24 protein-coding genes are annotated in these 24189 nt (G+C 63.0%); 13 read left to right on the top strand and 11 right to left on the bottom strand.

Annotated elements, in window-relative coordinates; translation table 11 throughout:
- Positions 1–41 precede the first annotated feature (41 nt).
- Positions 42–1619 carry a cation:proton antiporter gene (locus tag ACR9WD_RS01540; protein ID WP_038991931.1) on the top strand — a complete coding sequence of 526 codons (1578 nt, stop codon included), beginning with the start codon at positions 42–44 and terminating at the stop codon, positions 1617–1619.
- On the opposite strand, the gene rlmC is transcribed toward ACR9WD_RS01540, so the two are convergent.
- Complete coding sequence (gene rlmC / locus ACR9WD_RS01535; RefSeq protein ID WP_434922566.1) at positions 1616–2746, bottom strand: 23S rRNA (uracil(747)-C(5))-methyltransferase RlmC; 1131 nt, start codon at positions 2744–2746, stop codon at positions 1616–1618. The two genes, ACR9WD_RS01540 and rlmC, sit on opposite strands and share 4 nt — an antisense overlap.
- Before the next feature lie 179 nt (positions 2747–2925).
- Between rlmC and ACR9WD_RS01530 the strand changes: the two genes are divergently transcribed.
- Positions 2926–3915: an ankyrin repeat domain-containing protein gene (locus tag ACR9WD_RS01530; protein ID WP_434922565.1), complete on the top strand. Its 990-nt coding sequence runs from the start codon at positions 2926–2928 to the stop codon at positions 3913–3915.
- Between the two features lie 18 nt (positions 3916–3933).
- On the opposite strand, the gene ACR9WD_RS01525 is transcribed toward ACR9WD_RS01530, so the two are convergent.
- Entirely contained in the window at positions 3934–4344 is a 411-nt protein-coding gene (locus ACR9WD_RS01525) for a YchJ family protein (protein ID WP_073707350.1), read from the bottom strand.
- Positions 4345–4564: 220 nt separating this feature from the next.
- Between ACR9WD_RS01525 and purS the strand changes: the two genes are divergently transcribed.
- Genes purS through purL form a run of 3 tightly spaced genes read left to right on the top strand, consistent with a single transcriptional unit; the run spans position 4565 to position 7880 of the window.
- A complete protein-coding gene (purS, locus tag ACR9WD_RS01520; protein WP_038991933.1) occupies positions 4565–4816 on the top strand; it encodes a phosphoribosylformylglycinamidine synthase subunit PurS in 252 nt (83 codons plus the stop codon).
- The gene (purQ, locus tag ACR9WD_RS01515; protein WP_038991934.1) at positions 4816–5568 is read left to right on the top strand and encodes a phosphoribosylformylglycinamidine synthase subunit PurQ; all 753 of its coding nucleotides are present in this window, start codon (positions 4816–4818) and stop codon (positions 5566–5568) included. Before purS ends, purQ begins: the two co-directional genes overlap by 1 nt.
- Positions 5565–7880 carry a phosphoribosylformylglycinamidine synthase subunit PurL gene (gene purL / locus ACR9WD_RS01510; RefSeq protein WP_434922564.1) on the top strand — a complete coding sequence of 772 codons (2316 nt, stop codon included), beginning with the start codon at positions 5565–5567 and terminating at the stop codon, positions 7878–7880. Before purQ ends, purL begins: the two co-directional genes overlap by 4 nt.
- Positions 7881–7945: 65 nt before the next feature.
- Here purL and ACR9WD_RS01505 read toward each other — a convergent pair whose 3' ends face one another.
- Positions 7946–8566, bottom strand: coding sequence for a GerMN domain-containing protein (locus ACR9WD_RS01505; protein ID WP_434922563.1), 621 nt, complete (start codon positions 8564–8566; stop codon positions 7946–7948).
- Positions 8567–8775: 209 nt separating this feature from the next.
- Here ACR9WD_RS01505 and ACR9WD_RS01500 point away from each other — a divergent pair, with 209 nt between their 5' ends.
- On the top strand, positions 8776–9819 hold the full coding sequence (locus ACR9WD_RS01500; protein WP_038991936.1) for an LLM class flavin-dependent oxidoreductase: 1044 nt from the start codon (positions 8776–8778) through the stop codon (positions 9817–9819).
- Positions 9820–9835: 16 nt separating this feature from the next.
- Positions 9836–10507 (top strand): NADPH-dependent F420 reductase, encoded by a 672-nt coding sequence (locus ACR9WD_RS01495; RefSeq protein WP_434922562.1) that lies wholly within the window; start codon positions 9836–9838, stop codon positions 10505–10507.
- On the opposite strand, the gene ACR9WD_RS01490 is transcribed toward ACR9WD_RS01495, so the two are convergent.
- Together ACR9WD_RS01490 and ACR9WD_RS01485 are read right to left on the bottom strand one after the other, a co-directional pair.
- Positions 10499–11881, bottom strand: coding sequence for an FAD-dependent oxidoreductase (locus ACR9WD_RS01490; protein WP_434922561.1), 1383 nt, complete (start codon positions 11879–11881; stop codon positions 10499–10501). The two genes, ACR9WD_RS01495 and ACR9WD_RS01490, sit on opposite strands and share 9 nt — an antisense overlap.
- A 201-nt stretch (positions 11882–12082) precedes the next feature.
- Positions 12083–12430: a zinc ribbon domain-containing protein YjdM gene (locus ACR9WD_RS01485; protein WP_434922560.1), complete on the bottom strand. Its 348-nt coding sequence runs from the start codon at positions 12428–12430 to the stop codon at positions 12083–12085.
- A gap of 207 nt (positions 12431–12637) precedes the next feature.
- Between ACR9WD_RS01485 and ACR9WD_RS01480 the strand changes: the two genes are divergently transcribed.
- The 6 genes from ACR9WD_RS01480 (at position 12638) to ACR9WD_RS01455 (ending at position 18519) form a co-directional block, all read left to right on the top strand.
- Positions 12638–13831 (top strand): siderophore-interacting protein, encoded by a 1194-nt coding sequence (locus ACR9WD_RS01480; RefSeq protein ID WP_434922559.1) that lies wholly within the window; start codon positions 12638–12640, stop codon positions 13829–13831.
- Positions 13832–13914: 83 nt separating this feature from the next.
- The gene (fepB, locus tag ACR9WD_RS01475) at positions 13915–15078 is read left to right on the top strand and encodes a Fe2+-enterobactin ABC transporter substrate-binding protein (RefSeq protein ID WP_434922558.1); all 1164 of its coding nucleotides are present in this window, start codon (positions 13915–13917) and stop codon (positions 15076–15078) included.
- A gap of 144 nt (positions 15079–15222) precedes the next feature.
- A complete protein-coding gene (locus ACR9WD_RS01470; RefSeq protein WP_038991942.1) occupies positions 15223–15930 on the top strand; it encodes an HNH endonuclease family protein in 708 nt (235 codons plus the stop codon).
- A gap of 170 nt (positions 15931–16100) precedes the next feature.
- Entirely contained in the window at positions 16101–16313 is a 213-nt protein-coding gene (locus ACR9WD_RS01465) for a hypothetical protein (protein WP_038991944.1), read from the top strand.
- Positions 16314–16488: 175 nt separating this feature from the next.
- A complete protein-coding gene (locus ACR9WD_RS01460) occupies positions 16489–17517 on the top strand; it encodes a bifunctional metallophosphatase/5'-nucleotidase (RefSeq protein WP_434922557.1) in 1029 nt (342 codons plus the stop codon).
- Positions 17518–17568: 51 nt separating this feature from the next.
- Positions 17569–18519, top strand: a complete 951-nt coding sequence (locus ACR9WD_RS01455; RefSeq protein WP_434922556.1) for a 5'-nucleotidase C-terminal domain-containing protein — start codon at positions 17569–17571, stop codon at positions 18517–18519.
- 65 nt (positions 18520–18584) lie between these two features.
- Here the strand turns inward: ACR9WD_RS01455 and ACR9WD_RS01450 are convergent, their stop codons facing one another.
- From ACR9WD_RS01450 to ACR9WD_RS01425, 6 genes are all read right to left on the bottom strand, one after another.
- Positions 18585–18908, bottom strand: coding sequence for a putative quinol monooxygenase (locus tag ACR9WD_RS01450; protein WP_038991945.1), 324 nt, complete (start codon positions 18906–18908; stop codon positions 18585–18587).
- Positions 18909–18912: 4 nt separating this feature from the next.
- Positions 18913–19332, bottom strand: coding sequence for an MmcQ/YjbR family DNA-binding protein (locus tag ACR9WD_RS01445; protein ID WP_434922555.1), 420 nt, complete (start codon positions 19330–19332; stop codon positions 18913–18915).
- A 10-nt stretch (positions 19333–19342) separates the two neighbouring features.
- The gene (locus ACR9WD_RS01440) at positions 19343–19759 is read right to left on the bottom strand and encodes a CoA-binding protein (RefSeq protein WP_434922554.1); all 417 of its coding nucleotides are present in this window, start codon (positions 19757–19759) and stop codon (positions 19343–19345) included.
- A gap of 103 nt (positions 19760–19862) precedes the next feature.
- Positions 19863–21281 carry an NtaA/DmoA family FMN-dependent monooxygenase gene (locus ACR9WD_RS01435; protein WP_434922553.1) on the bottom strand — a complete coding sequence of 473 codons (1419 nt, stop codon included), beginning with the start codon at positions 21279–21281 and terminating at the stop codon, positions 19863–19865.
- Positions 21282–22508 (bottom strand): acyl-CoA dehydrogenase family protein, encoded by a 1227-nt coding sequence (locus ACR9WD_RS01430; protein WP_434922552.1) that lies wholly within the window; start codon positions 22506–22508, stop codon positions 21282–21284.
- 45 nt (positions 22509–22553) lie between these two features.
- The gene (locus ACR9WD_RS01425; RefSeq protein WP_434922551.1) at positions 22554–24173 is read right to left on the bottom strand and encodes an ABC transporter ATP-binding protein; all 1620 of its coding nucleotides are present in this window, start codon (positions 24171–24173) and stop codon (positions 22554–22556) included.
- Between the last annotated feature and the right edge of the window lie 16 nt (positions 24174–24189).

The raw sequence follows: 24189 nt of genomic DNA, 5'->3' as shown, positions 1-24189 counted from the left end.
AATCCCGATTAGGGACGTGGAGAAACTAGAATAGTTAGACTATGGAGTTTTTCCTGCTGATCATCGCACTGCTATTCGCCACGATTCTGATTGTCGGCATCGGGGAACGCATTAAATTGCCCTACCCGATCTTGATGCTGATTTTCGCGACGTTGGCGGGCTTCTTGCCGTTCATGCCCGAAATGCACATCGAGCCAGAACTGATCCTTCCGATCTTCTTGCCCCCTTTGCTTTTCGCTACGGCCCAGCGCAGCAGCTGGTCAGTATTCCGCTTCCGATGGAAGGCCTTGATCAGGCTAGCCGTGGTGCTGATCGTAGTGACAGCAGGCACAGTGGCCGCCACCGCGCTGGCGTTCTCCCCGATCGTTTCCATTCCGCTGGCCCTGGCGCTGGGAGCCGTTGTCGCCCCGCCCGACCCGGTGGCCGTGGATGCCATTGCCACCAAGGTAAAGATGCCGCGGCGCCTGACCTCCCTGCTGGAAACCGAGGGCCTGTTCAACGACGCCATGGCCATCGTGATCTTCCAGCTGGCAGTGCAGGCAACCCTGAATGGCTCGGAGGTCGGGCTCGAGATCATTCCGCAGTTCCTGCTTGGCGCCGCAGGCGCGGTAGTCCTGGGCCTGGCCATGGGCTGGGCCATCGGCGCACTGAACCGCTTCGTTCCCAACCTGGCGGCACGTTGCGCAGCCACCCTGGTGGCACCCTATGCGGTCTATATGATTGCCGAGGAACTGCATATTTCCGGCGTCATCGCGGTCGTGGTCACGGCCCTTGAAATGGTGCGCCGCGACCGTCCCCAGGACTCCGCCGAACGCCTGACCCGGCAGTCCTTCTGGGAAGTGCTCGAGCTGCTGGCCACCGGCTTGGCCTTCGGCTTGATGGGCATCGAGATGAACCAGGTGATCCAGGAGGAAGGCAGCAATCTGATTGGCTTCATCCCAGGCATTGCCGCGATCTGCTTCGTGGTCATCGCCGTGCGTGCGCTGTGGATGCTGGGAACCTACTACCTGCCCAACCGCGCCAAGCCCGCGATTCCTGCACGCAAGGACGCGCTGGTGCTCACCTGGTGCGGCATGCGCGGCCTGGCAACACTGGCCCTGGCACTGGCGCTGCCCAAGGTCACGGCCGATGGCACTGCCATCGAGGGCCGCAACTTCGTGGTGGTGGCCGCCTGCTCGGTCTTGCTGTGCACCCTGGTGCTGCCGGGCCTGACCCTGCCGGCGCTGATGCGCGTGCTGAAGCTGCGCAATAACGAACAGGACACCAAGCGCGCCCGCCGCGCCCTGGCCCGCCGTGCCGAAGCCGTCGCCTTGTCGGCGCTGCGCAAGAACGTCGAGCTGGAAGAGCTGCCGGAGAACTACCAGCAGGCGGTGCGCCGGCGCATGAACTCGCTGCACACCATCCTGGCCAAGGACCCGGATCCGCACGATGCGATCTCGGACGAGAAGTACACGCAGATCCGTGCGGTGATCGCCAAGGCAGATTCGATCCAGGCCATCGCACTGGAAGCCGCCCGCGACGAGCTGCTCAAGGCCCGCCGCGAACCGAATATCGACCCGCACCTTGTTGATGAGATTGTCGGGCGCCTCGACCGGCGCACCGCAACCCTAGATCGCTAGGCGACCTTGCGCTCCAGCTTCACGATGACCTCGTAGTGGCTGGTCTGCGGGAACATGTCCATCACGCGGGCCAGCTGCGGGGTGTAGTTATCCAGCCGCTCCAGGTCCCTGGCCAGGGACTTCGCATTGCAGCTGGAGTAGATGACGTGCTGGACATCCGACTCGTTCAGCCACGCCGCCAGCTGCGCGGAAATGCCGCGGCGCGGCGGATTCACGATCACCGCGTCCGGTGCCCAGCCGGCATTCAGCGCGAATTCGGTAGCGTCCTGGGCCTTGAAGTGAACGTCTTCCAATTCCATGGCTTTCGCGCTGGTCTTGGCCGCTTCGACAGCGTCCGCGCTGGTCTCGATACCGTACACGGTGCGGTCCTCGGCGGCGCAGTGCAGCGCGAAACCGCCCACCCCGCTGTACAGGTCCCACACGCTTTCCGGATTGGCATCGTTGATCCATTGGCGGGCCTGGCGGTACAACGCGGCGGCGATCTCGCTATTGGTCTGGAAGAAGCCTTGGGGACGCAGGTGCATCGGGACGCCGTTCAGCCCGAATTCCAAGGTGCTGCGGCGGGTCAGGATGATTTCCTCTTCGCCTTCAAGCGCCGCCTTGTGCTCGGGCAGGAAGTTCACCGACACCACGCTGTGGCGCGGAAGCTGCTCGAGGAACTGCGGCAGCGAATCGCGCAGCGCGACAAAATGCTTCTTGGTGCGCAGCACCCAGCGGACCATCACCGCCCCGGTATCCGACAGGGTGAGAATCACATGCTTCAGTTCGCCCTTGCGCTTGGGAACATCGTAGGGAATGAGCTTCAAATCATGGATGAACTGCTCGATGACCGGGAACACTGCCCGCAGCGGTGCCGCGATGACGCCGCAGTTGCGCAGATCGACACCGTGGCCGTCGGCATCCAGGATGCCGATGGTCGGTTGCTCGGTGGTCCCGGAAATGACCATCTTGGCCTTGTTGCGGAAGCCCTGCTCGTTGCTGGCTTGGGGCGGAAGGAATTCCAGCGACTGGAAGCCGGAGAGCAGCTGCTGGCAATCCTCGACTTTTGATTGCAGTTGCCGGGCGTAGGGCACCGTCATCAAGGTGCACGAGCGGCAACGGGAGGCAGAAAAGTAAAGGCATTCCATGGTGTTACTGATTTTAGCGAAGATCGGCAGGGGCCGGGCACAGAGCAATCTCGGCGCCGATTGACCGCAAATTTTCAGCTTTGGCCGCTAAGCTCGCAAGTGATCAAAAGTTACTGAGCAGAGTCCCTGGATGGTGCGAAAACCATTCCGGGATGGGTTGTTGAACCGCGAAAGGACAGATGGCACTTCATACCGGTCCCACCACGAACCGCCGTGGATTGGCATTGCTGGCGCTACCGCTGGCCGCGATCATGGGCGCATGCGCCAGCTGTTCCGCTTCCTCGCCCCAGGCCCAAGAAGTTGCTTCCAACCCGGCTCCCGCCCCTGCCTCCACCGCTTCAGCCCAGGCATCCATGCCTACCCCGGGCAAGGCCGCATCTGGCTCCAGCCTCCCGGCTCCGGCTTCCTCCCAAAGCGGCACCACCGCACCGACCACGACGCCGGGCAATACGGCCCAGCAGACCAGCAGCCCTGCCGCCCCGGAAAGCTCCGAGACAACTCTCTCGCCACTGGCTTCGGGCGCCAACACCGGCGCTTCCATCAAGGCCCTTCCCAGCGCATCGGCTGGCATGCCCAAGTCCACTACCCAGCTCTTCGCTGCGGTGAACGAGGGCAAGCTGAAGGACGTCAAGGCGGCATTGAAGAAGGGCGCCGACGTTGATGCGCAAGATCAGTCCGGCCGCACCGCGTTGATGCGTGCTGTCATCAACAAGAACCATGCCATTGCCAAGGAACTGTTCAAGGCCGGTTCGGATCCCAATAAGAAGGACGACTTCTACGAGACCCCGTTCCTGCGTGCCAGCGCCAACGGCCAGGTTGAAACGCTCAAGATGCTCATTGACGGCGGAGCGGACCTCGCCTCGGTCAATCGCATGGGCGGCACCGCGCTGGCAGTCGCAAGCGAGAATGGCCAGGTCCAGGCCGTACGCCACCTGCTGCGCACCGGCATCCCTGTCGACCAGGTCAATGACCTGGGCTGGACTGCCCTGCACGAAACCATTGTCCTGGGCCAAGGCACCAGCAACGCCATCACCATTGCGCGCTTGCTGATTACCCACGGGGCCAACCCGCACCTGGAGGACCGTTCCGGTTCCGATGCGTTCAAGCTGGCCCGTGAACGCCAGCAGACCCAGATGCTGACCATGCTGCAGGCCGCGGCCAAGCGCTGAGCGGCTGAACCCCCAGCCCTAGAGCGCGTCGAGGTAGTACCAGGCGCCGTCCTGCTTCACGAAGGTGCTCACCTCATGCTGCTGCGCCTCATGCCGTCCATCGCGGTAGTGCGCGGCGAATTCCACCACCCCGCGGGAGGCTGTTGCACCGCCGGCGCGGGTTGAAATGATCTCCAAACCCCTCCAGCGCAGCTGCGCATCCAATCCCAGCTCCTTGGGCCTGGTGCTCTCATGCCAGGTCGCCAGCAAATACCGTTCCAAGCCGAGCACGAAGGCGCTGTAGCGCGAGCGCATCAGCTGCTCTGCGGTCTCAGGCAGCACCGAACCGTCTTCCCGTCCGTCATGCAACGGTTTGCAGCAGTTTTCGTAGGACAGTTTCGCGGCGTCCAGAACACGGCAGGCGCAGACGGCTTGACTAGCATTTTTCACAGTTTCAGCATACGCGCCAAGCGCTGCCCGGAATCCCGTGAGCCAAAGATCACATGACTTAAACCGCGAGATATCGGTGCTATCGCACACAGGCACGTTTTCCCTGTCACATTCACGGGTAGACTATGAGGGCAAGCTCGCGGAGCGCCAAATCCCCCTGGTGTGAGACGGCATCTCCGTGTGGCATTTAACTTAACCTCGCCAACAGGAGATATGCCGGATGCCCCGCATCGTTGTAGATGTCATGCTCAAGCCAGAAATCCTTGACCCACAGGGCAAGGCCATTGCGGGAGCGCTTCCCCGCCTAGGCTTCACCTCCTTCGAAGCTGTCCGCCAGGGCAAGCGCTTTGAACTGTCAGTGGACGGCGAGGTGACCGAAGAAATCCTCGCACAGGCTCGCGAGGCAGCAGAAACCCTGCTGTCCAACCCGGTGATCGAAGATGTCGTCAACGTCGAGGTAGTCGAAGACTAATGAGCGCCGAACTTCCCCTGATTGGCGACTATTCAACGCCAAGCACCGAAATTTCCGGAGCGCGCATCGGCGTGGTGACCTTCCCGGGCACCCTCGATGACCGCGACGCCGCGCGCGCAGTGCGCGCCGCCGGTGCCGAGGCCGTGTCCCTGTGGCACGCCGACACCGACCTGCAGGACGTCGACGCCGTGGTGATCCCCGGCGGCTTCTCCTACGGCGACTACCTGCGTGCCGGCGCGATCTCCCGCTTCGCACCGATGATGGCGAAGATCGCCGATGCCGCGAACTCCGATGCCAAGCTGCCCGTGCTGGGCATCTGCAACGGTTTCCAGATCCTCACCGAGTCGCACCTGCTGCCCGGTTCGATGATCAAGAACGATCACCTGAAGTTCATCTGCCGCGACCAGCTGCTGCGCGTGGAGAACAACCAGACCGCGTGGACCAACGGGTTCGAAGCCGGCCAGGAGATCACCATCGTGCTGAAGAACCAGGACGGCCAGTACGTCGCTGACGAGAAGGTGCTGGACGAGCTCGAAGCCGAGAACCGGATCGCGTTCTCCTACGTGGGCTGGAACCCGAACGGCTCGCGCCGCTCGATCGCCGGCGTGAGCAACAAGGCGGGCAACGTTGTCGGCCTGATGCCGCACCCGGAGCATGCCATCGAAGCCGGCTTCGGCCCGGATCACCGCGGCACCGACGGCCTGGCATTCTTCACCAGTGTTCTGACCCACCTTGTTGGAGGCAAAAAGTGAGCCAGGAAGCCACTAAGGAATTCAATATCGACACCGTCGATAACGCAGCGGGCACCCCGGACGTGGAACTGCCCTGGGCAGAGCTGGGCCTGAAGGACAACGAGTTCGCCGAGATCGTCAAGATCCTCGGCCGCCGTCCGACCGCCGCTGAATTGGCCATGTACTCGGTCATGTGGTCCGAGCACTGCTCCTACAAGTCCACCAAGAACCACCTGCGCCAGTTCGGGCAGAAGGTCACCGAGGAGATGAAGAAGGACCTGATGGTCGGCATGGGCGAAAACGCCGGTGTCACCGACCTGGGCGACGGCTGGGCCGTGACCTTCAAGATCGAATCGCACAACTCCCCGTCCTACGTGGAGCCCTACCAGGGGGCTGCCACCGGCATCGGCGGCATCGTGCGCGACATCATCTCCATGGGCGCCCGCCCGATCGCCGTGATGGATCCGCTGCGCTTCGGCGCGATCGACCACGAGGATTCGCAGCGCGTGGTGCACGGCGTGGTCTCCGGCATCGGCGGCTACGGCAACTCGCTGGGCCTGCCGAACATCGGCGGCGAAACCGTGTTCGACCCGATCTACCAGGGCAACCCGCTGGTCAACGCGCTGGCAGTCGGCGCGCTGCGCCACGAGGACCTGCGCCTGGCCAACGCCTCGGGCGTGGGCAACAAGGTGGTGCTCTTCGGTGCGCGCACCGGCGGCGACGGCATCGGCGGCGCCTCGGTGCTGGCCTCCGAGTCCTTCGACGACACCAAGCCATCCAAGCGGCCGGCCGTGCAGGTCGGCGACCCGTTCGCCGAGAAGGTGCTCATCGAGTGCTGCCTGGAGCTGTTCAAGGCCTCGCTGGTCGAGGGCATCCAGGACCTGGGCGCCGCGGGCATCTCCTGCGCCACCAGCGAGCTTGCCTCCAACGGCGAGGGCGGCATGCAGGTCGAGCTGACCAACGTGCTGCTGCGCGACTCCACCCTGACCCCGGGCGAGATCCTGATGTCGGAGTCGCAGGAACGCATGATGGCCGTGGTGACCCCCGAGAACGTCGAGGCATTCGAGGCGGTCATGGCCAAGTGGAACGTGGAGTACTCCTGGCTGGGCGAGGTGACCGACACCGACCGGCTGATCATCACCTGGAACGGCGAGGTCATCGTCGACGTGGATCCGAAGACCGTCGCCCACGACGGCCCGGTCTACGACCGCCCGTACGCCCGCCCCCATTGGCAGGACGCGCTGCAGGCAGACACCTTCAAGTCCTCGGCCGCCGGCGCCAACCTGCCGGCCACCGGCGAGGAGCTGAAGGCCGCCACCCTGGAGCTGATCGCCAGCCCGAACCTGTGCGACAAGTCCTGGATCACCAGCCAGTACGACCGCTACGTCGGCGGCAACACCGCGCTGGCCGCCCCGGATGATGCCGGAGTGGTCCGCATCGACGAGTCCACCGGCCTCGGCGTGGCCATCGCCACCGATGCCAACGGCCGCTACACCTACCTGGATCCGTACGCCGGCGCGCAGCTGGCTCTGGCCGAGTCCTACCGCAACGTCGCCACTTCCGGCGCCGTTCCTGCTGCCGTCTCCGACTGCCTGAACTACGGCTCCCCCGAGGACCCGGATGTCATGTGGCAGCTGGCCGAGGGCATCCGCGGCCTGTCGGACGCCTGCATGGAGCTGGGCGTCCCGGTCACCGGCGGCAACGTCTCGCTGTACAACCAGACCGGCGACAAGGCCATCCACCCGACCCCGGTGGTTGCGACCCTGGGCAAGCTGGATGACGTCGCCCGCCGCACCCCGTCGGGCTGGCGCGAAGAGGCCGACGGCCAGGCCATCTACCTGATCGGTACCACCGCCGATGAGCTGGACGGCTCGGAGTTCGCGAACCTGCGCGGCCACCTCGGCGGCCTGCCGCCGAAGGTCGATTTGGCAGCCGAGAAGGAACTGGGCGAGATCCTGATCAATGCCAGCCGCGACGGCATGATCGACGCGGCGCACGACCTGTCCGAGGGCGGCCTGGTTGCCGCGCTGTCCGAGATGGTCCTGCGCTACGGCGTCGGCGCCCGCGTGGCCCTGGACGAGATCAAGCAGCGTGACGGGCTTGATTCCTTCACCGCCCTGTTCTCCGAGTCCCAGGCCCGCGCCCTGGTTGCGGTTCCACGCAGCGAAGAGGTCCGCTTCAACGACATGACCAGCGCCCGCGGCGTCACCGTGGCCCGCCTCGGCATTGTCGATGCGCAGTCCGGCGCCCTGGAAATCCAGGGCGAGTTCACCGTATCGGTGGACGAGCTGCGCGAAGCATCCGAAGGCACCATGAAGAAGTACTTCGGCTAGGCTCCAGCCAACCTTTCAACGGCGGCCCTCCTCATTGAGGAGGGCCTCCGTTTTGCCTAGGCTGGTTATTTGGCGCTGAGCACTTCTTCGAGCTCTTTTCCGTCAACAAGGATCCGGGCCTCGCCGGTACCGGCCGCGATCATCGCGGTGTATTCGAGCTGCCCGATGATGCGCGGATCATCGCAGGTGCCGCCGGAGCTCACGGTTCCGCTCAATTCGACGGTCACCACATCGCCATCCACTGCCGATGAAACGTAGTCGAGATCGGAGCCGGCCAACGCGTTGCGCAGCCCGGATTCTCCGAGTATTTCCTCCTCATCATCGAGCAGCGCGTCAATCGAGGCCTCAATTTGGTTGGTGAATTCCTCTGGCCCCGTTTCGGTCGCGACCAGCGAGTCGCCGCAGCCGATCTCCGGCCCTGCTTTCCCTTCATCGCCCACGGCAACATAGAACAGCGTCAGGGCCGCTGTAGTTGGCTCCGCGATGCTTGCCGCCGGCTCCGTGCTCTGCGCCGGTGTCGATGCGGCAGGGCTAGTTGGCGATGCCGATGTTTCCGTACTCGCGCTGGTTGGCGGTGCAGGGCTTTCGGCCGTCTCGCCACCGGGGCCTTGGCTGCAGCCGGCAGCGAGCATGAGCACCGCAAGAACGAGCGCGAGTGGTGCTGGGGAGGTTCGTTGAATTCGCATGGTGATTCCTCCTCGCCAGACTCGAACGAATGGTTTTCCTACCGTAGCCATGCGCGGTGAACCCAATCCAGCACGAATCCGTTGCAGTTTGGCTCCTTTGCAGCCCCCAATGAATCAGCTCAAGAAGGCCGAATTAAAGTGGTTGACACGTCAACGACATTGAGTGATAATTGATGCATCAACCAAGTATTTGAAACGGGGAACACGCAATGACCGCCAGTGAGACTATCGAATTCGGCCTTGACACCTTCGGCGATGTGCCCAGCGACAAGACGGGCAAGCTGGCAACCCACGCGCAGGGGATCCGCGCCACCGTCCAGGAGGCCATCGCGGCCGACCAGGCAGGCGTCGACGTGATCGCCGTCGGCGAGCACCATCGTCCGGAGTACGCCATCTCCAGCCCCGAAACGGTACTGGCCGGCATTGCCACGGCGACCGAGCGGATCCGCCTCGGATCCGGCGTGACCGTGCTGTCCTCAGATGATCCGGTCCGCGTCTTCCAGCGCTTCGCTACCGTGGATGCGCTGTCCAACGGCCGCGCCGAGGTCATGCTGGGCCGCGGCTCGTTCACCGAATCCTTCCCGCTGTTCGGCTACGACATGGCCGACTACGAACTGCTCTTCGACGAGAAGATCGACCTGTTCCACAAGCTGCTCGACGAGAAGCCGGTCACCTGGCAGGGCACCAAGCGTGCGGCGCTGGTGGACATGGACGTCTTCCCGAAGACCGAGTCAGGCCGCTTGAACACCTGGGTGGGCGTAGGCGGCTCCCCGCAGTCGGTCATCCGCACCGCGCACTACGGATTCCGCATGATGCTCGCGGTCATCGGCGGCTCGCCCGAGCGCTTCGCACCCTACATCGATCTGTACCGCCGGGCCAATGACCAGTTCGGCCACGCAACCCTGCCGGTGGGCCTGCACTCCCCCGGCTTCGTGGCGGAAACCGACGAGCTGGCCCGCGAGCACATGTTCGACGCCTACAAGGAGCAGCGCGACCGCATCGGTTCCAGCCGTGGCTGGAGCCCGATGAGCCGCGGCGAATTCGAGCATGAGATCAGCGAAGGCTCGCTGTATGTCGGCTCGCCGGAAACCGTGGCGCGCAAGATCGCCAAGACCATCAAGTCCCTGGATATCGGCCGTTTCGATTTGATCTACTCCGGCGGCGCGGTGGAAGCCGGCGCCCGCCTGCGTGCCGTGGAGCTCTACGGCGAGAAGGTCATCCCGCTGGTGCGCGACATGCTCGCCCAGAGCTAGGAACGGATTCGCGAACATGCCTGAAGGAGAGAAAATGGCTCAGCAGACCATCGGCATCCTCGGTGCCGGGAAGATCGGCACGGTCCTTGCCCGCCGCGCGGTGCAAGCCGGCTACAAGGTGCTCATCGCCGGCTCCGGCGACCCCGGCCCCATTGCCCTGACCATCGAGATCCTCACTCCCGGAGCGGTGGCCGTGGATCCGGAAACTGCCGCACGGGATGCCGATATCGCCATCTTGGCGCTGCCGCTGGGCAAGTACCGGAACATTCCGGCGGCCGCACTCGAGGGCAAGCTGGTGATCGATGCGATGAACTACTGGTGGGAAACCGACGGCATCCGCGAGGATCTGAACGATCCTGCGGTGTCCACCAGCACCCTGGTCCAGGACTTCCTGCCAGCCTCGCGGATCGTCAAGGCCTTCAACCACATGGGCTACCACGATCTGGAGGACGAGGCCCGTCCGTCCGGCGCCGAGAGCCGCAAGGCCATCGCGGTGGCCGGGGATCTGCCCGAAGACGTTGAGCAGGTGGCACGGATTGTTGACGGGTTCGGCTTCGACCCGCTGCCCATCGGTTCCCTGGACGAAGGCTTGCGCCTGCAGCCTGGCCAGCCTGCCTTCGGTGCGAACAAGCCGCTGGCCGAGCTCGCCGAGCTGATCAGTTCCGCACAAATCCAGGCCTCAGCCTAGCTGCCCGAGCACCTCGTTCAGCGCCTCGGTGGACGAGGGGTGGGTGAAGATCTGGTCGCGCAGTTCGGCAGCGCCTATGCGCTGCCGCATGGCCAGTGCCACCAAGTTGATGACCTCCTGGGAGTCCACGTGCATCAGCGCCGCGCCGAGGATCCCATCGCTGCGCGCATCGACGACGAACTTGATGATTCCCCGCGGATCACCCACGATCTTGGGGCGCGGCATTGCCGCAATCTCCGCAACCTTCTTCACTGCGATCCTGGTGTCCAGCCCTTGCTTCGCCGCCTGCTTTTCGCTCAAGCCGACGCGTGCCAGTGGCGGGGTGGTGAAGATGGTGTACGGAACGGCCACCCGGTCCTTGGTGCTGCGCGATCCGTCGCCCAGCAGCCGGTTGGCCAGCACCCGATGGTCATCAAGCGAGATATAGGTGAACTGCGGACCGCCATTGGCATCACCCACGGCATAGATGCCCGGAGCGCTGGTGGCCAGGAACTCGTCCACCTCGATTTCCCCGCGGGAACCCGTGCGAACCCCGGCGGCTTCCAAGCCCAGGCCGGCAGTATTCGGCACGCGCCCCAGCGCGATCAGCACCGCATCGGACTGCAACCGATGCACCTCGCCCTCGCGTTCATAGCTGACGGTAGCACCGTGCTCGTCCTGGCTGATTGAGCGCACCGAGGCCGAGCTGATGATCTCGGCTCCCGCATCTTCCAAGCACCCCTGGACCTCGGCGGCCACATCCGCATCTTCCTTGGACAGTGCACGGCTTCCGCGATCCAGCACCGTGACCCTTGATCCGAACTGGGCAAACATCGACGCGAACTCGATGCCGACATATCCGCCGCCCACCACGGCCAGGGTCTTGGGCAACGGGGCGTGCTGGATGGTGGTGGAGTCATGCACGCGCCCGCCGATCTGCGCGCCGTCGATTTCCGGGACTGCAGGGAGGGCGCCGGTGTTGATGATGATCGTTTCTGCGCTCAGTTCCAGCTCTTCTGAACCGGCATTGACCTTGATGCTCTTCGGCCCGGTGAATGCAGCCGTGCCGTTGACCACCAGCACCGAGTCCAGCTCGTCAAGCATGGAGAAGTTCTTGGCGCGCATCTTGGCGGTGAGCTTGTCCCGGCGATCGACCGCCGCGTCGAAAATCTGCTGGTCATATCCGCTGCCGTCCCGGTTTTCGGCATCATGGATCAGCGCCTTGGTGGGGACGCAACCGATATTGATGCAGGTGCCGCCGTACATCTGGGAAGACTGCTCGATGATTGCCACGCGCTGGCCTGCCCGGGCCAATGTGCCGGCCAGGGTCTTGCCGCCCTTGCCCCACCCAATGATTATCGCGTCGAGCTTTTCGTCCACGCTTGCTGAATCCACGGCAAACCCCTCGCTGCTGAAACCTTCTTTCCAGCACGAGTCCTGTTCCCGCGGGCCGCTTCCGTCAACACTTCACGGATCTTCCCCAGCGGCAGACAGAAGCGCTGGGCATGCCACTTGTGGGAACTGCCATGAGCGTCTGAGTTCGGGATGCTTTCCATCGGAGGATTCTGGGACCTTATGGGACTCCGGATTGGAAAACTAGATCTTCTTGACGATGGAAGACTTCAATTCCATCTGCCCAAAGCCATCGACCTTGGCGGCGATGTCATGGTCGCCTGAACCCTGGACCAATCGGATGCCGCGGACCTTGGTTCCGGCTTTCAACGCGCTTTGCGCACCCTTGACCTTCATGGTCTTGGTGATGCTGACGGTATCGCCGTCCTGCAGCACATTGCCGACAGCATCCTTGATCACCGCTTCGGCGGTTTCAGTGTGATCGGCCTCGGCATTCCATTCATGCGCGCACTCTGGGCAGACCAGCAGGGCATCCATTGCGTAGGTGTATTCGCTGGAGCATTCAGGGCACGCTGGCAAGGTGTCAGACATGGGGCTAATTTTAGTGACCGGATCTGCTCATTGTCGAATGAATCGAATATCGAATAATCCGCGGAAATCCGCGGTAGAAATGTCCAAGGCGCCAGGCGCATAGAGCTTGGCGTTCTGCAGATTAAAATGACTTGTTTTCCATGCCCGATATCCCCCATACTCAGGCATACAGGCGGGTGCTCACACCGGCCGGGTTAGGGGCACACCATGTCTAAGCATCACAAGTACAAGAGCTACGGTCCGCAATACACGGTGACACCTAGGGAAGGGTTCACCCTGGAAGTCCTGGCCCAGGCAGAAAAGGCTGGAGCGAAGGCCGGATACGCGGTGGCCAAGGAGCAGTTATACCGGAATATTGGCGACAACTCGGTGCTCAACGAGCAGCAAACCGACGAACTGCTGGCAGCTGCCGAACGTGCCGGTGCCGCCGCAGCGCTCGCCGCTGCACGCAAAGTCCTGGATAAGACGCTGCGCACTTCTTTCAAGCACTACCACCACCCGCCGGCGCAGGCCTCGCCCGCCCCTCTTGCTCCGCCACCCGCAGTCCCTTCGGAAACGCGCAGCTACGCAGAAACCTATGAGGAGCCCCTCGCCAGGCACACCCCTGCCCTGGGATATCAAGAACCGCCAAGGAAAAAGGTTGATCAGCACGTTCTGACAATCACCCGGGTAGAGCGGCTGAATGACCAGATGGTGCGCATCATCGCCGGTGCCCCAGATCTGGATGGCTACCGTTCCAATGGAGCAATCGACGAATATGTCAAAGTCTTTGTCGCTGATCCTACCCTTGGACTCGAGCCTCCCTATGATTTGCGGGCCTTGCGACAACACCTGCCCCGCGAACATGTTCCACGTTCCAAGTCGTACACGATCCGATGGATCGACGCGCTGGTCCCGGAAATCGCTATCGACTTCGTTGTTCATGGCGAGCCGGGCACCGTTGGCCATTGGGCTGGAACGGTGCAGCCCGGAGCTCCGCTGGTCATTTCGCCATCGCGCAGCAAGTCCTCGCTGTCGCTGAACGCCGACTATTATTTGCTGGCAGCGGATGAAGCCGGCATCCCGGCGATCTGCAAGGCTCTGGAAGCATTGCCCGCCGATGCGCACGGCATAGCGCTGCTCGAGGTTGCGGATCAGAACGCAATGTTTGACGTGAAACATCCTCCTGGAGTTGATTTACGCTGGTTGCCGCGCGATGGCATTTCGGCGGGACGCAGCACATTGCTGGCCGATGAGCTCCGTTCCCTGCCGCTGCCTCATCTTCGGATTGGGTTAATCGCTCATGCAGAGCGTTCCGCGGTCAAGGAGATCAGCCAAGTTGCCCGGCACTGGCACCTCGACAAGCGTTCCACCCATATCTCCTCATATTGGACCCTCCGTGAAGAGAGGTTGCGCAGCTAAAGACCAGGCTGCATGCGCGCCGGCATCGGCAATGGCTCTTCCGCGGCTCCCCTGCGCAAGAAGCAGCGGTTTACGCAGTCAACGTGATCCGCTTGTTCTTGCGCCAAGGGGCGTGCCTGCGGCTGGGGAACATAAAATGGGTTCGGAAAGAGATTTCGAGTAATACATTGCCGTCATATGCCGCCTGGCCAGTTTTTGGCCATCGGCCCAGGAGAACTTTAGTGCGCCCCAGCTTGTCACGAATCGCAGTTGCCTTGTTCATCAGCGCATTAGCCTTCTCCCTTGGCTCGTGCGCGACGACACCTGCCGAGCCAGCGCGGGATACGGGCACAGCGGCATTTGACGTCGGGCACTGGCCTCGCACGTTCACGGATTCAATGCAGAACACCGTCAGGATTCCGGCAAAACCTGAACGCATAGTCTCGACCTCGGTAGGGCTTACGGGCTCTCTGCTGGCCCTGGACGCGCCGGTCATTGCCAGCGCGACGGCACCGGAAGGACCAGACGCTGATCGCGACGGCTTCTTCAAGCACTGGGCTGATGTTGCCTCGGCTCGCAAAGTCGATCCGCTCTATGAAGTTGGAAAGTTCGATCTGGAAGAAATCACTGAGCAGAAGCCTGACCTCATCATTGTGGCGGCGACAGGCGCAGACTCCGAATTAGGCAAGGTTGGTGCGCTGCGAAAGATTGCACCAACCATTGTCTTGGACTATGCGGATAAGGATTGGAACGAACTTTCAAAACTGCTGGGGGAAGCCACCGGCACCGAAGACAAGGTACAGCAGAACACCGCAGCCGTTGCCGAACGGATCTCAACACTGAGAGCGAAGCTGTCAATCCCTTCCGGAACCACCGCCTCGCTCATTTCCTATGCTGCCCGTGGCACCTCTCCGATCGCCAAGGCCGCCGGGCCGTACGCGCAGCTGCTGAGCGGACTCGGCTTCACGATGGTTTCAACGCCAAAGCAGTTCGACACGTCCACGCAGCCAAGGGAGGATTTCAGTTTCGTCAGCTACCAAGACCTGCCAGCGGCGCTCACTGGCGATGCCACCTTCCTGCTGGCGGCGAACAAGAAAACCGCCATGGAGTTTACCGCGGATGAATCATTAGCCCAGCTGCCTTCGGTGCAAAGCGGCTCCGTCTTCCCGCTCAGCGCCCCGCACCTGCTGGATTACTACGCAGCCCAGGAGATCCTGGACTATTTCGAGCACGATTTCCCAGGGCTGAGTTCTTCCGAGCTTGAATAGCAGCAGTCTCTTATGCCTGTGCATTCAAAGTCACGCCACCACACGAAGCAGGCACGGCTAAATCGTCAGCCCCATTGCCTATAGTTCAAGTCAGAGGCATTTTCATGCTCAAGCACCGGCCACTTTTAGGAGTAGTACCACCGCATGCGTTTGCTGCGTCGCACCTTAGCGTTTTTCACCCTCGTATCCACTCTTGTACTCAGTTCGTGCTCTTCACTGGATAGCGCAGAGTTCCCTCCCCTGCCTGATGCGCAAGGCGCACCTGCCCCAAGCACCGCAGTGCAACGTGAGATCTATGCGGAATCCCTCGAACTGCTCGACGAAATTGCTGTGAAGGGCCGCGCGCCGAAAACCGGCTACGACAGAGCAAAGTTCGGCAAGGGGTGGAAAGATCCGGACCGCAATGGATGCGACGCGCGCAACGACATCCTGTCGCGAGATTTGGTGGACGTGACCTATAAGTCGGCCGCTCGACCCTGCGTTGTCCTGAGGGGACGGTTCGATGATCCCTATACGGGCAAGACCATTGAATTCAAGCGTGGCCAAGGCACCAGCACCGCGGTGCAGATCGACCATGTTGTCGCGTTGTCCGATTCCTGGCAAAAGGGAGCGCAGGGCTGGGATGCCGACACCCGACTGGAATTTGCCAACGACCCGTTGAACCTGCTGGCTTCCGATGGGCCGACTAATGCCGCTAAGGGCGACAAGGACGCCGCATCGTGGCTGCCGCCGAACAAGAGTTTCCGCTGCGACTATGTCTCGCGGCAGACCCAGGTAAAAGCCAAATACGGAGTTTGGATGACCAAGGCAGAGCACGCCGCGATCGGGAAACTGCTGAATTCCTGCATCTAGCAGCCAAGCAGCTTTGCCTGCATCAATAGCCGGACACAGGATATCCCAAGGTAATATCCACCTTAAGGCCTATCGTAAAGTCGATGGATTTGTGGCAAGATGGATGTTATTCAACACGATAGCGATTATGTTCTGCGATCGTTTGGCCTAATCCTCCACTGCAAAGGCGCATGATGAAGACACGAATTCCCGGAGTCCTCCTGCTGGTTTCCAGCGGATTCATCTTCTCTTTTGCCCTGAACACCGCGCAGCGCGATACGGCCACTGCCTGCTGGGTCGTCTCCACCCTCATGTTCATTGGAGCAGCGATGCTGCTGCTGAAAGCGATTGTCGGCTCCTCCACCGTTACCGCGGGAGACCCTCCGCGAAAGCGTCGGCAATAGCTGCAAACTTCCATTTCCAGAAGCAACCTCTCGGCCTATGGCTGGGAGGTTGCTTCTGTTGAATAACCGCCAGAACTTGTACTTCTGCACCTAAATTTAACGCTAAAGCATCGACATGTTCATTCAGATGCGATAGACATATACCTTGTCACACTCGTCACATTTAGGAGTACCCATGTCTGCATTCAGGCAGATAAGCAAACTCGGTCTCGCCTCGCTGGCGACGATTTCGCTGGCGGCCGGCGGTGCCGCAGCAGCCCAGGCTACGTCCACGCAGAGCCCATCTTCTTCCGCAGCCGCGAATGCCGCAGCAGTCACCGTGGACCTAGTCGGCATCAATGACTTCCACGGTCGCATTTCCGCAGACAGGAGCTCCGCAGGTGCTGCGGTGCTCGCCGGCGCCGTTGATGAACTGCGCGCAGAAAACGAGAACACCCTGTTCGTCTCTGCTGGGGACAACATTGGCGCTTCGACCTTCGCTTCCGCGTCCCAGGATGATGAACCAACCATCGCGGCGCTCGGAGCCGGCGGCCTGGATGTCTCGGCAGTAGGCAACCACGAGTTCGACAAGGGCTTTGCTGATCTGGCTGGACGCGTCATCGACAGCTACGCTGATTCCACCGGTGAAAACGGTGCAGACTTCGCATTGGGCGCCAATGTCTATGAAAAGGGCACCAAGACTCCTGCCCTGCAGGAATATGCGATCCGTGAAGTCTCCGGCGTTTCCGTGGGCTTCATCGGCACCGTTACCGAGGACATGCCCTCGCTGGTTTCCCCAGCCGGCATTGCCGATCTGGATTTCGGCAGCGAACTGGAAGCAGCGAACCGGGTAGCAGCCCAGCTCTCCGACGGCGATGAAGCGAATGGCGAGGCCGATGTGGTGGTGCTGCTGACCCATAATGGTTCCGCTGGCGACAAGTGCGCTGATATTGCTGCCGAAGACAGCACCTATGGCAAGCTCATCCGCGAAGCCAGCGATGAGATTGACGCGATCTTCTCGGGCCACACCCACCAGTCCTACGATTGCGACATCGCGGACCGCCCAGTGATCCAGTCCCACCAGTACGGCACCACCTTGGGCAAGGTTTCCCTGCAGGTGGATCCCGAAACCGGCGAAGTCACCGAAGCCGACACCGAACGAATCGCCTTGGCCACCGAGGGCGCCGACGGCGAATGGGCGGGCAACTTCGAGGCCAATGCCTAGGTTGCAGAGATCGTCAGCAACGCTGAAGCCGAAGCCGAAGTGGTCGGCAGCGTGAAGATCGGCGCCATTTCCGAAGACATCCTGCGCGGCGGCGAAGAACCAGGCTCAGACCGTGGAGTCGAATCCACCCTGGGCAACACCGTAGCCGACATCCACCTGTGGGCCACCTCGAACGACGACTTTGCCGGCGAACCAGCCGAGATCGCGTTCATGAACCCGGGCGGCCTGCGTGCCGACCTGCTCTACGGCGAAGACGGCACCGTGTCCTACAAGGACGCGGCCGAAGTCCAGCCATTCGCCAACACCCTGATCACCTTCAACCTCACCGGAGCGCAGATCCGCGAGGCGCTGGAGCAGCAGTGGCAGCCGGCTGGCTCGGAGCGCTCCAAGCTGCATCTGGGCATTTCCGAGGGACTGTCCTACACCTACGTTGAGGAAGCCGCCCAGGGCGAGCACATCAAGGACATCACCTTCAACGGCGAGCCGCTGGACGAGGAAGCAACCTTCCGGGTCGCGGCCAACGCCTTCCTGGCGACCGGTGGCGATAACTTCATCGCCTTCGCAGACGGCACCGATCACGCCGACTCCGGCCAGATCGATTTGGACGCCACCGTGAACTACTTCAAGGCGCACGACGTCGTCGAGCCGGCTCCCCTGGGCCGCGCGGTCCTGCTCGAAGAGGAAGAGCCAACTCAGTCGCCGGTTCCTTCGGATGACCCGACCGAGGATCCAACCGAGCCAACCGTTTCGCCGGAACCATCTGAAGATGCGACCGACGAGCCCACCGGAGAGCCAACCAGTTCGCCAGAGCCAACTGGGGATGCAAGCGAATCCCCAGATGCTTCTGACGAGCCAAAGAAGGACTCCCCGGATCAAAACACCGATGATCTGGCCGACACCGGCTTCAACGCCAGCTGGATCGGCATCATCGCCGGTGTAGTTGTCCTGGCCGGCATCGCCTTGATTCTGGTACGCCGCTTCGGCAACAAGGCCGGCCGCTAAGGTCCACAGGCAAAGGCAAAGGGAAGTACCGCTGAGGTTCTTCCCTTTGCCTTTATCCCGGTAAATTAATCGATGACCAATTCGCCCATGGAATCCCAGCCCTCGCCATCCACCTTGCGGGAGACGATCTTCGGGGTGGAGACTAAGTGTGGCCGCATGGATTCAAGACCTGCAGCGAAGTGCGCCGAGTTCACATGTGCCGCAGCGGCCTCGTCATCACGGAAGGCCTCGACCAGCACGAATTCGTTGGGGTCTTCGACACTCACGGACCAGTCGAAGAAGATGTTGCCTTCCTCGGCGCGGGTAGCCGCGGTGAATTCAGCGACCTGATCCATGAAGGTCGGGGTTGATTCTGGCTTTACCTGGTATTTAACAACGATGAAGTACATGCCTCTATTCTATGCTCCCCTTGTTAATTGTGCCTTGCAGGCGGATGTATTCTTTGTCCCTCCGGGGCATGCCGTCGACCACCAGATCATAGGAATCCTCGATGAGTTCACGCATCAGGTTCGGGTCGAGTCCAGCACGCACGGAATTCCAGTGCTTCTTGTTCATGTGATAGCCCGGGGTGATCTGCGGATGCTCGCTGCGTTGCTGGTCAGCAAGGGCAGGCTCGCATTTCAGGTTCAGCACCAATTCACCATTCAGGTGTATGATCAGCCCGAACATCTTGCCTTTGCCAGGATCCCTGCCCGCCACCTTGAATACGGTGCTCTCAGGGCCAAAAGGATAATCGGCATAAGCGCACGGCATGCTCAGGCACAGCTGCGCCCACGCATTTTCCAGTTCATCTTGAGCAGCTGATATTGCCATCAATTCCTCGCTATCGGAATGGGTACTCAATCTTAGGGCAGGTATCCATCACCACGTCCAATCCCGCGTCCTTGGCCCGCTGGGCAGCGGCTTCGTCGATCACGCCGAGCTGCAGCCACACCGCTTTGGCGCCCACGGCGATCGCCTGGTCAACGATGTCCCCCGCCTTGGAGGAGTTCACGAAGCAATCCACCACATCGATGGGTTCTGGGATATCAGCAAGCTTTGCGAACCCCGGTTCGCCCATCACGGTTTCCCTGCTCAATGACACAGGAAAAATCTTCATCGACAGCTCGTCGCGCAGGAACCGTGCGATGGAAGGAGCCACGCGAACGGGATTATTGGTCAGGCCGACAACGGCCCAGCATCCCGGTGTGCTCAACAGCCTGCGGATCGTCTCTGGATCATTTACGTGATGGGTGTCCATGCACGACACCATACCGCGTTGCCGGCGATTCAGCTTCCGGGCATCAAAGAAAGACCAGTGGCCCGGACCCATCCATGCCACTGGCCTTTCAAGCTTGCGGAATTCAGTGCTGCAGCTGCGCTGCTTTCTGGGTGGATACTGCGCTGTTCTGCGTGAACGCTCCGCGGTATTGGGCAGCCGGATGATTTTCCGGAAGCTTGTCCCCGCGGCCGAACACCTTCTGCCGCAGGCTCCCCGGCGTGTACCCGGTTTGAGCCAGGCCGCGGCGACGCAGCTCCGGAAGGACGCCTTCGATGAAGTTGTCATAGGATCCGGGCAGTACGTGGTTCATGATGTTCAACCCATCAATACCCGCGTCCTGCCATTGTTCCAGCTCATCAACGATCTGTTCCGGAGTGCCGACGATCTGCTGCGCCTTGGCGCGGTAGTGCGCCAGGTCGCGAAGGGTTGGGTTGCGTCCCGGGGTCGAGGCAAGCGCCGCTTCCAGCACGCCTTGGGCGCCTTCGGTCTTCACATCCCCCAGCGGGGTATCCAGATCCAGTCCACCCAGATCCACTCCGATGCCTCCGCCGATGTGGGCGATGATGGCGTGCGGATCCAGGTACTGGTCGTATTCAGCTTCAAGGGCCTTGGCTTCAGCTTCCGTGGAACCGACCACGAAGGACAGTCCGGCGAAGACCTTGATGTCTTCGCGGGTGCGGCCAGCGGCCTGCAGGTTGCTGGTCAACTGCGCATTCTTCTTCGCCACATACTGCGGGTGCGGGGCGAACAGGAACGTCGCCTCCGCATGCGTCGCGGCGAATTGGGAACCGCGTGGCGAGGAGCCTGCCTGGAATAGGAACGGGGTGCGCTGTGCGCTGGGCAGAGCCAGATGCGGACCATCGATGGAGTACAGCTCGCCACGATGGTTGATCTTGTTGACCCGTGCAGGGTCGGCGTAGATGCCCGACTCCTTGTCGGCCAGCAGCGCGTCGTCCTCCCAGGACCCTTCCCACAGCTTGTAGGCCGCTTCCACATATTCCTCGGCCCAGGCGTAGCGGTCATCGTGCGCGACCAGGCTCGCACCGCCGAAATTGCGGTGCGAGTTCTCCAGCACGCTGGTGACGATGTTCCACGCCACGCGGCCCTGCGACAGGTGATCCAAGGTGGAGATCTGCCGCGCAAACTGGAATGGGTGGGATTGGATGACCGAGCTGGTCATCGCCAGGCCAATATCCTTGGTGGTAGCGGCCAGCGCGGAGAGCAGAACCATCGGGTCGTGGCTGGGCACCTGCATGCCCTTGCGCACGTGGGAGGCCCAGCCGCCTTCGTGGTCGCCGTAGAGGCCCACCACGTCGGCGAAGAACAAGTTGTCGAACTTGGCGTCTTCCAGCTTCTTCGCCAGGTCCACCCAGGGCGCCAGCTCGTGGAAGCGATGCTGCTGGGCCTGCGGGTGACGCCACATGCCGCCCAGGATGTGGCTGGAGGTGTTCATCAGGAAGGCCGAGAGGATGAATCGCGGCCTGGTCTCGAAGGTGCCCATTTACTTTCCTCCCGCCGCCTCGCCAATGGAGTTCAGTCCAGTGGGGATGGTTCCGTTGATGAAGTAGTCGCCCACCGCGCGGGCCTTGAACGCGACCGGGTTGTGGGTGGCCACGGTGCGCGCGTTGCGCCAGAAGCGGTCCAGCGATTTGGTGGTGGAGACCGCCGAGGCGCCGGTGACGTCGAACAGCGCGCCGGTGGCGTCGAGCACCAGCTGCGGGGTGGTCACGTGGGCCTGCTGCACGGCCAGCTCGGCGCGCAGGTAGGCGGCCTCGGGATCCAGGCCCAGGTCCGCATCCAGTGCGGCATCCAGGTCCCGGGCGGCGTTCACGACGATCGCCTCGGCGGCGAACACGTTGGCGGCCAGCCGGCCCACGCGTTCCTGGATCTGCGCATCGTCACGGAACAGCCCGCCGGATCCGGTGTTGAAGGTGCGGGTGCGGGCGGCCACGATCGCGGCGGCCTCGTCGCGCGCGGCCTGGCCGATGCCCACCAGCACCGCGAGCAGGCACAGCTGGAAGAACGCCGGCTCCAGGGTGGAGGCCACCTTACGGGCGATGATGTTCTCGGCCGGCACCGGCACGTCGGTGAAGGTCGCGGTGCCGGTGCCGGTCAGCGGCTGGCCGAACCCGTCCCAGTCATCGAGGATCTGGACGCCCGGCGCGTTCCGGTCCACGATCGCGTACTGTCGTCCCTCCACCCCGTCGGTGGAGGCCATGACCACGATCCAGTCGGCGAAGATCGAGCCGGTGGTGTAGTACTTCTGCCCGCGCAGCACCCAGCCGGCGTCGGTGGCAACCAGCCGGGTGTTGGTGCTGCCCAGCGCATTGCCGCCGCGCTCGGTGGCGGCGTTGCCGAAGATCTGCCCGGCCAGCACGCGCGGGAACCAGCGCTCCTGGAAATCGGCCGGCTGCAGGGCGATGGTCTCCACGAAGGAGAAGTGGCTGCGCAGCAGGTGGGCGACGTTGGAATCGGCCGCCGCCAGTTCGATCAGCAGCCGGAACAGGTGCTCGTGGCTGACCGGGTTCCCGCCATGGCGCGCCGGCACGCGCAGGGTGGTGAAGCCCGCGTCCTTCAGCCACTGGACCTGCTCGAAGGGCAGGATGCGCTGCTGTTCGCGCTGAAGCGCGCCCTGGGCGATCCGGTCAAAGACCGGGGTGAAGCGTTCAAGCAGCAGCTGGTAGTCCGCCTCGCTGCTGCCGGTGCGGTTGATGGCGTCGGTGCTCATGATGCTCGATTCCTTGGTGTGTGTGAAAACTTCGGGGCCGGTGCGCTAGGCGCCGGGGGCGGCCAGCTCGCGCAGCACGTGCCCGGGGTTGGCGGCCAGCAAGCTGCGCGTGTACTCGTGGCGCGGGTTGGAGAAGACCTCGTCGACGGTGCCGGTCTCCACCAGTTGCCCGCGGCGCATGACTCCCACCCGGTGGCTGATGCGTTCGACCACGTGCAGGTCGTGGGAGATGAACAGGTAGGTCAGCTGCTGTTCGGCCTGCAGCCGCCGGAGCAGGCCCAGGATCTGCTCCTGGGTCAGCACGTCCAGCGCGCTGAGCGCCTCGTCGAGCACCAGGATGCGGGCCCCGGCCGCCAGGGCCCGGGCGATGGCCACCCGCTGGCGCTGTCCACCGGAGAGTTCCGGCGAGCGCTTGGCCGCCAGTTCGGGCGCCAAGTTGACCTGTTCCATCAGCTCGCCGACCCGGGTGGCGCGCTGCTTCGCGTTGCCCAGGCGGTAGTTGACCAGTGGCTCGGCGATGATCGAGGCGACCGGCTGGCGCGGGTCCAGGGCCGAGTCCGGGTTCTGGTACACCAGCTGGGCCTCGCGCCACAGCCGGTAGCGGGCGGCACCGCGCACCGCGGTGACGTCCCGGTCGTTGACCTCGACGCGGCCGGCTTCGGGTTCCAGCAGGCCCATCAGGATCTTGGCGGTGGTGGACTTGCCGGATCCGGACTCGCCGACCAGCGAGAAGGTGGTGCCGCGCGGCACCTCGAAGCTCACGTTATCCACGGCGCGGTGCGCACCGGCGCCGCGGCCGAACGTGCGGGACAGCCCGCTGACCCGGATGGCGGGGGCGGAAGGCCCGGCCGGGGCCTGGCGTTCGCCGCCCGAAACCGCCTGGGCCAGCAGCGCCTTGGTGTAGGGTTCGGTGCTTTCGGTGACCAGGGAGCGCACGCTGCGGTCCTCCACGATCCGCCCAGAGTTCATCACCAGCACCCGGTCGGAGATGTCGGTGGCCACCGCCAGGTCGTGGGTGACGAACAATACCGTGGTGCCCTTCTGCCGGGCCAACGCGACGAACACCTCCAGTACGGTGCGCTGCACGGTGACATCCAGCGCGCTGGTGGGCTCGTCGGCGATGAGCAGCTGCGGGTCCAGCGCGAAGGCGATCGCGATCAGCACCCGCTGCTTGAGCCCGCCGGACAGCTCGTGCGGGTACTGGCCCAGGCGCTGTTCGGGGCGGTCGATGCCCACGCTGCCCAGCAGCTCGATCGCCTTGGAACGCCACTGGCTGCGCGGCACCGAGCGCTGGGGGTGCAGCCGGAAGACCTCGATCAGCTGCGAGCCGATGGTCTTGACCGGGTCCAGGCTCGCCCCGGGGTCCTGCGGGACCAGCCCGATGCCCGCCCCGCGGATGCGGCGCCAGGCGCGCGTATCCAGGGTGGTGACCTCGGTGTCACCGAAGCGGATGGAGCCGGCGACGTGCGCGTCGGCCGGCAGCAGCCCGATCAGCGCCTTGGCCAGGGTGGACTTGCCGGAACCGGACTCGCCGACCACGGCCACGATCTGCCCGGCCGGGATCTGCAGGTCCACGCCGCGGGTGGCGTGGGTGCCGGTGGCGTAGCGCACCGACAGGTCCTCGATCCGCACCACCGGGGAGGTGCTGGTGTTCTTCTGGGTCATTGTCGTTTCCATCTTC

Source organism: Glutamicibacter sp. PAEs-4, from assembly GCF_051161755.1.
GTDB classification, from domain to species: Bacteria; Actinomycetota; Actinomycetes; order Actinomycetales; family Micrococcaceae; genus Glutamicibacter; species Glutamicibacter nicotianae.
The sequence above is the reverse complement of the archived record's forward strand: the minus strand, read 5'-3'. Positions and strand labels throughout refer to the sequence as shown.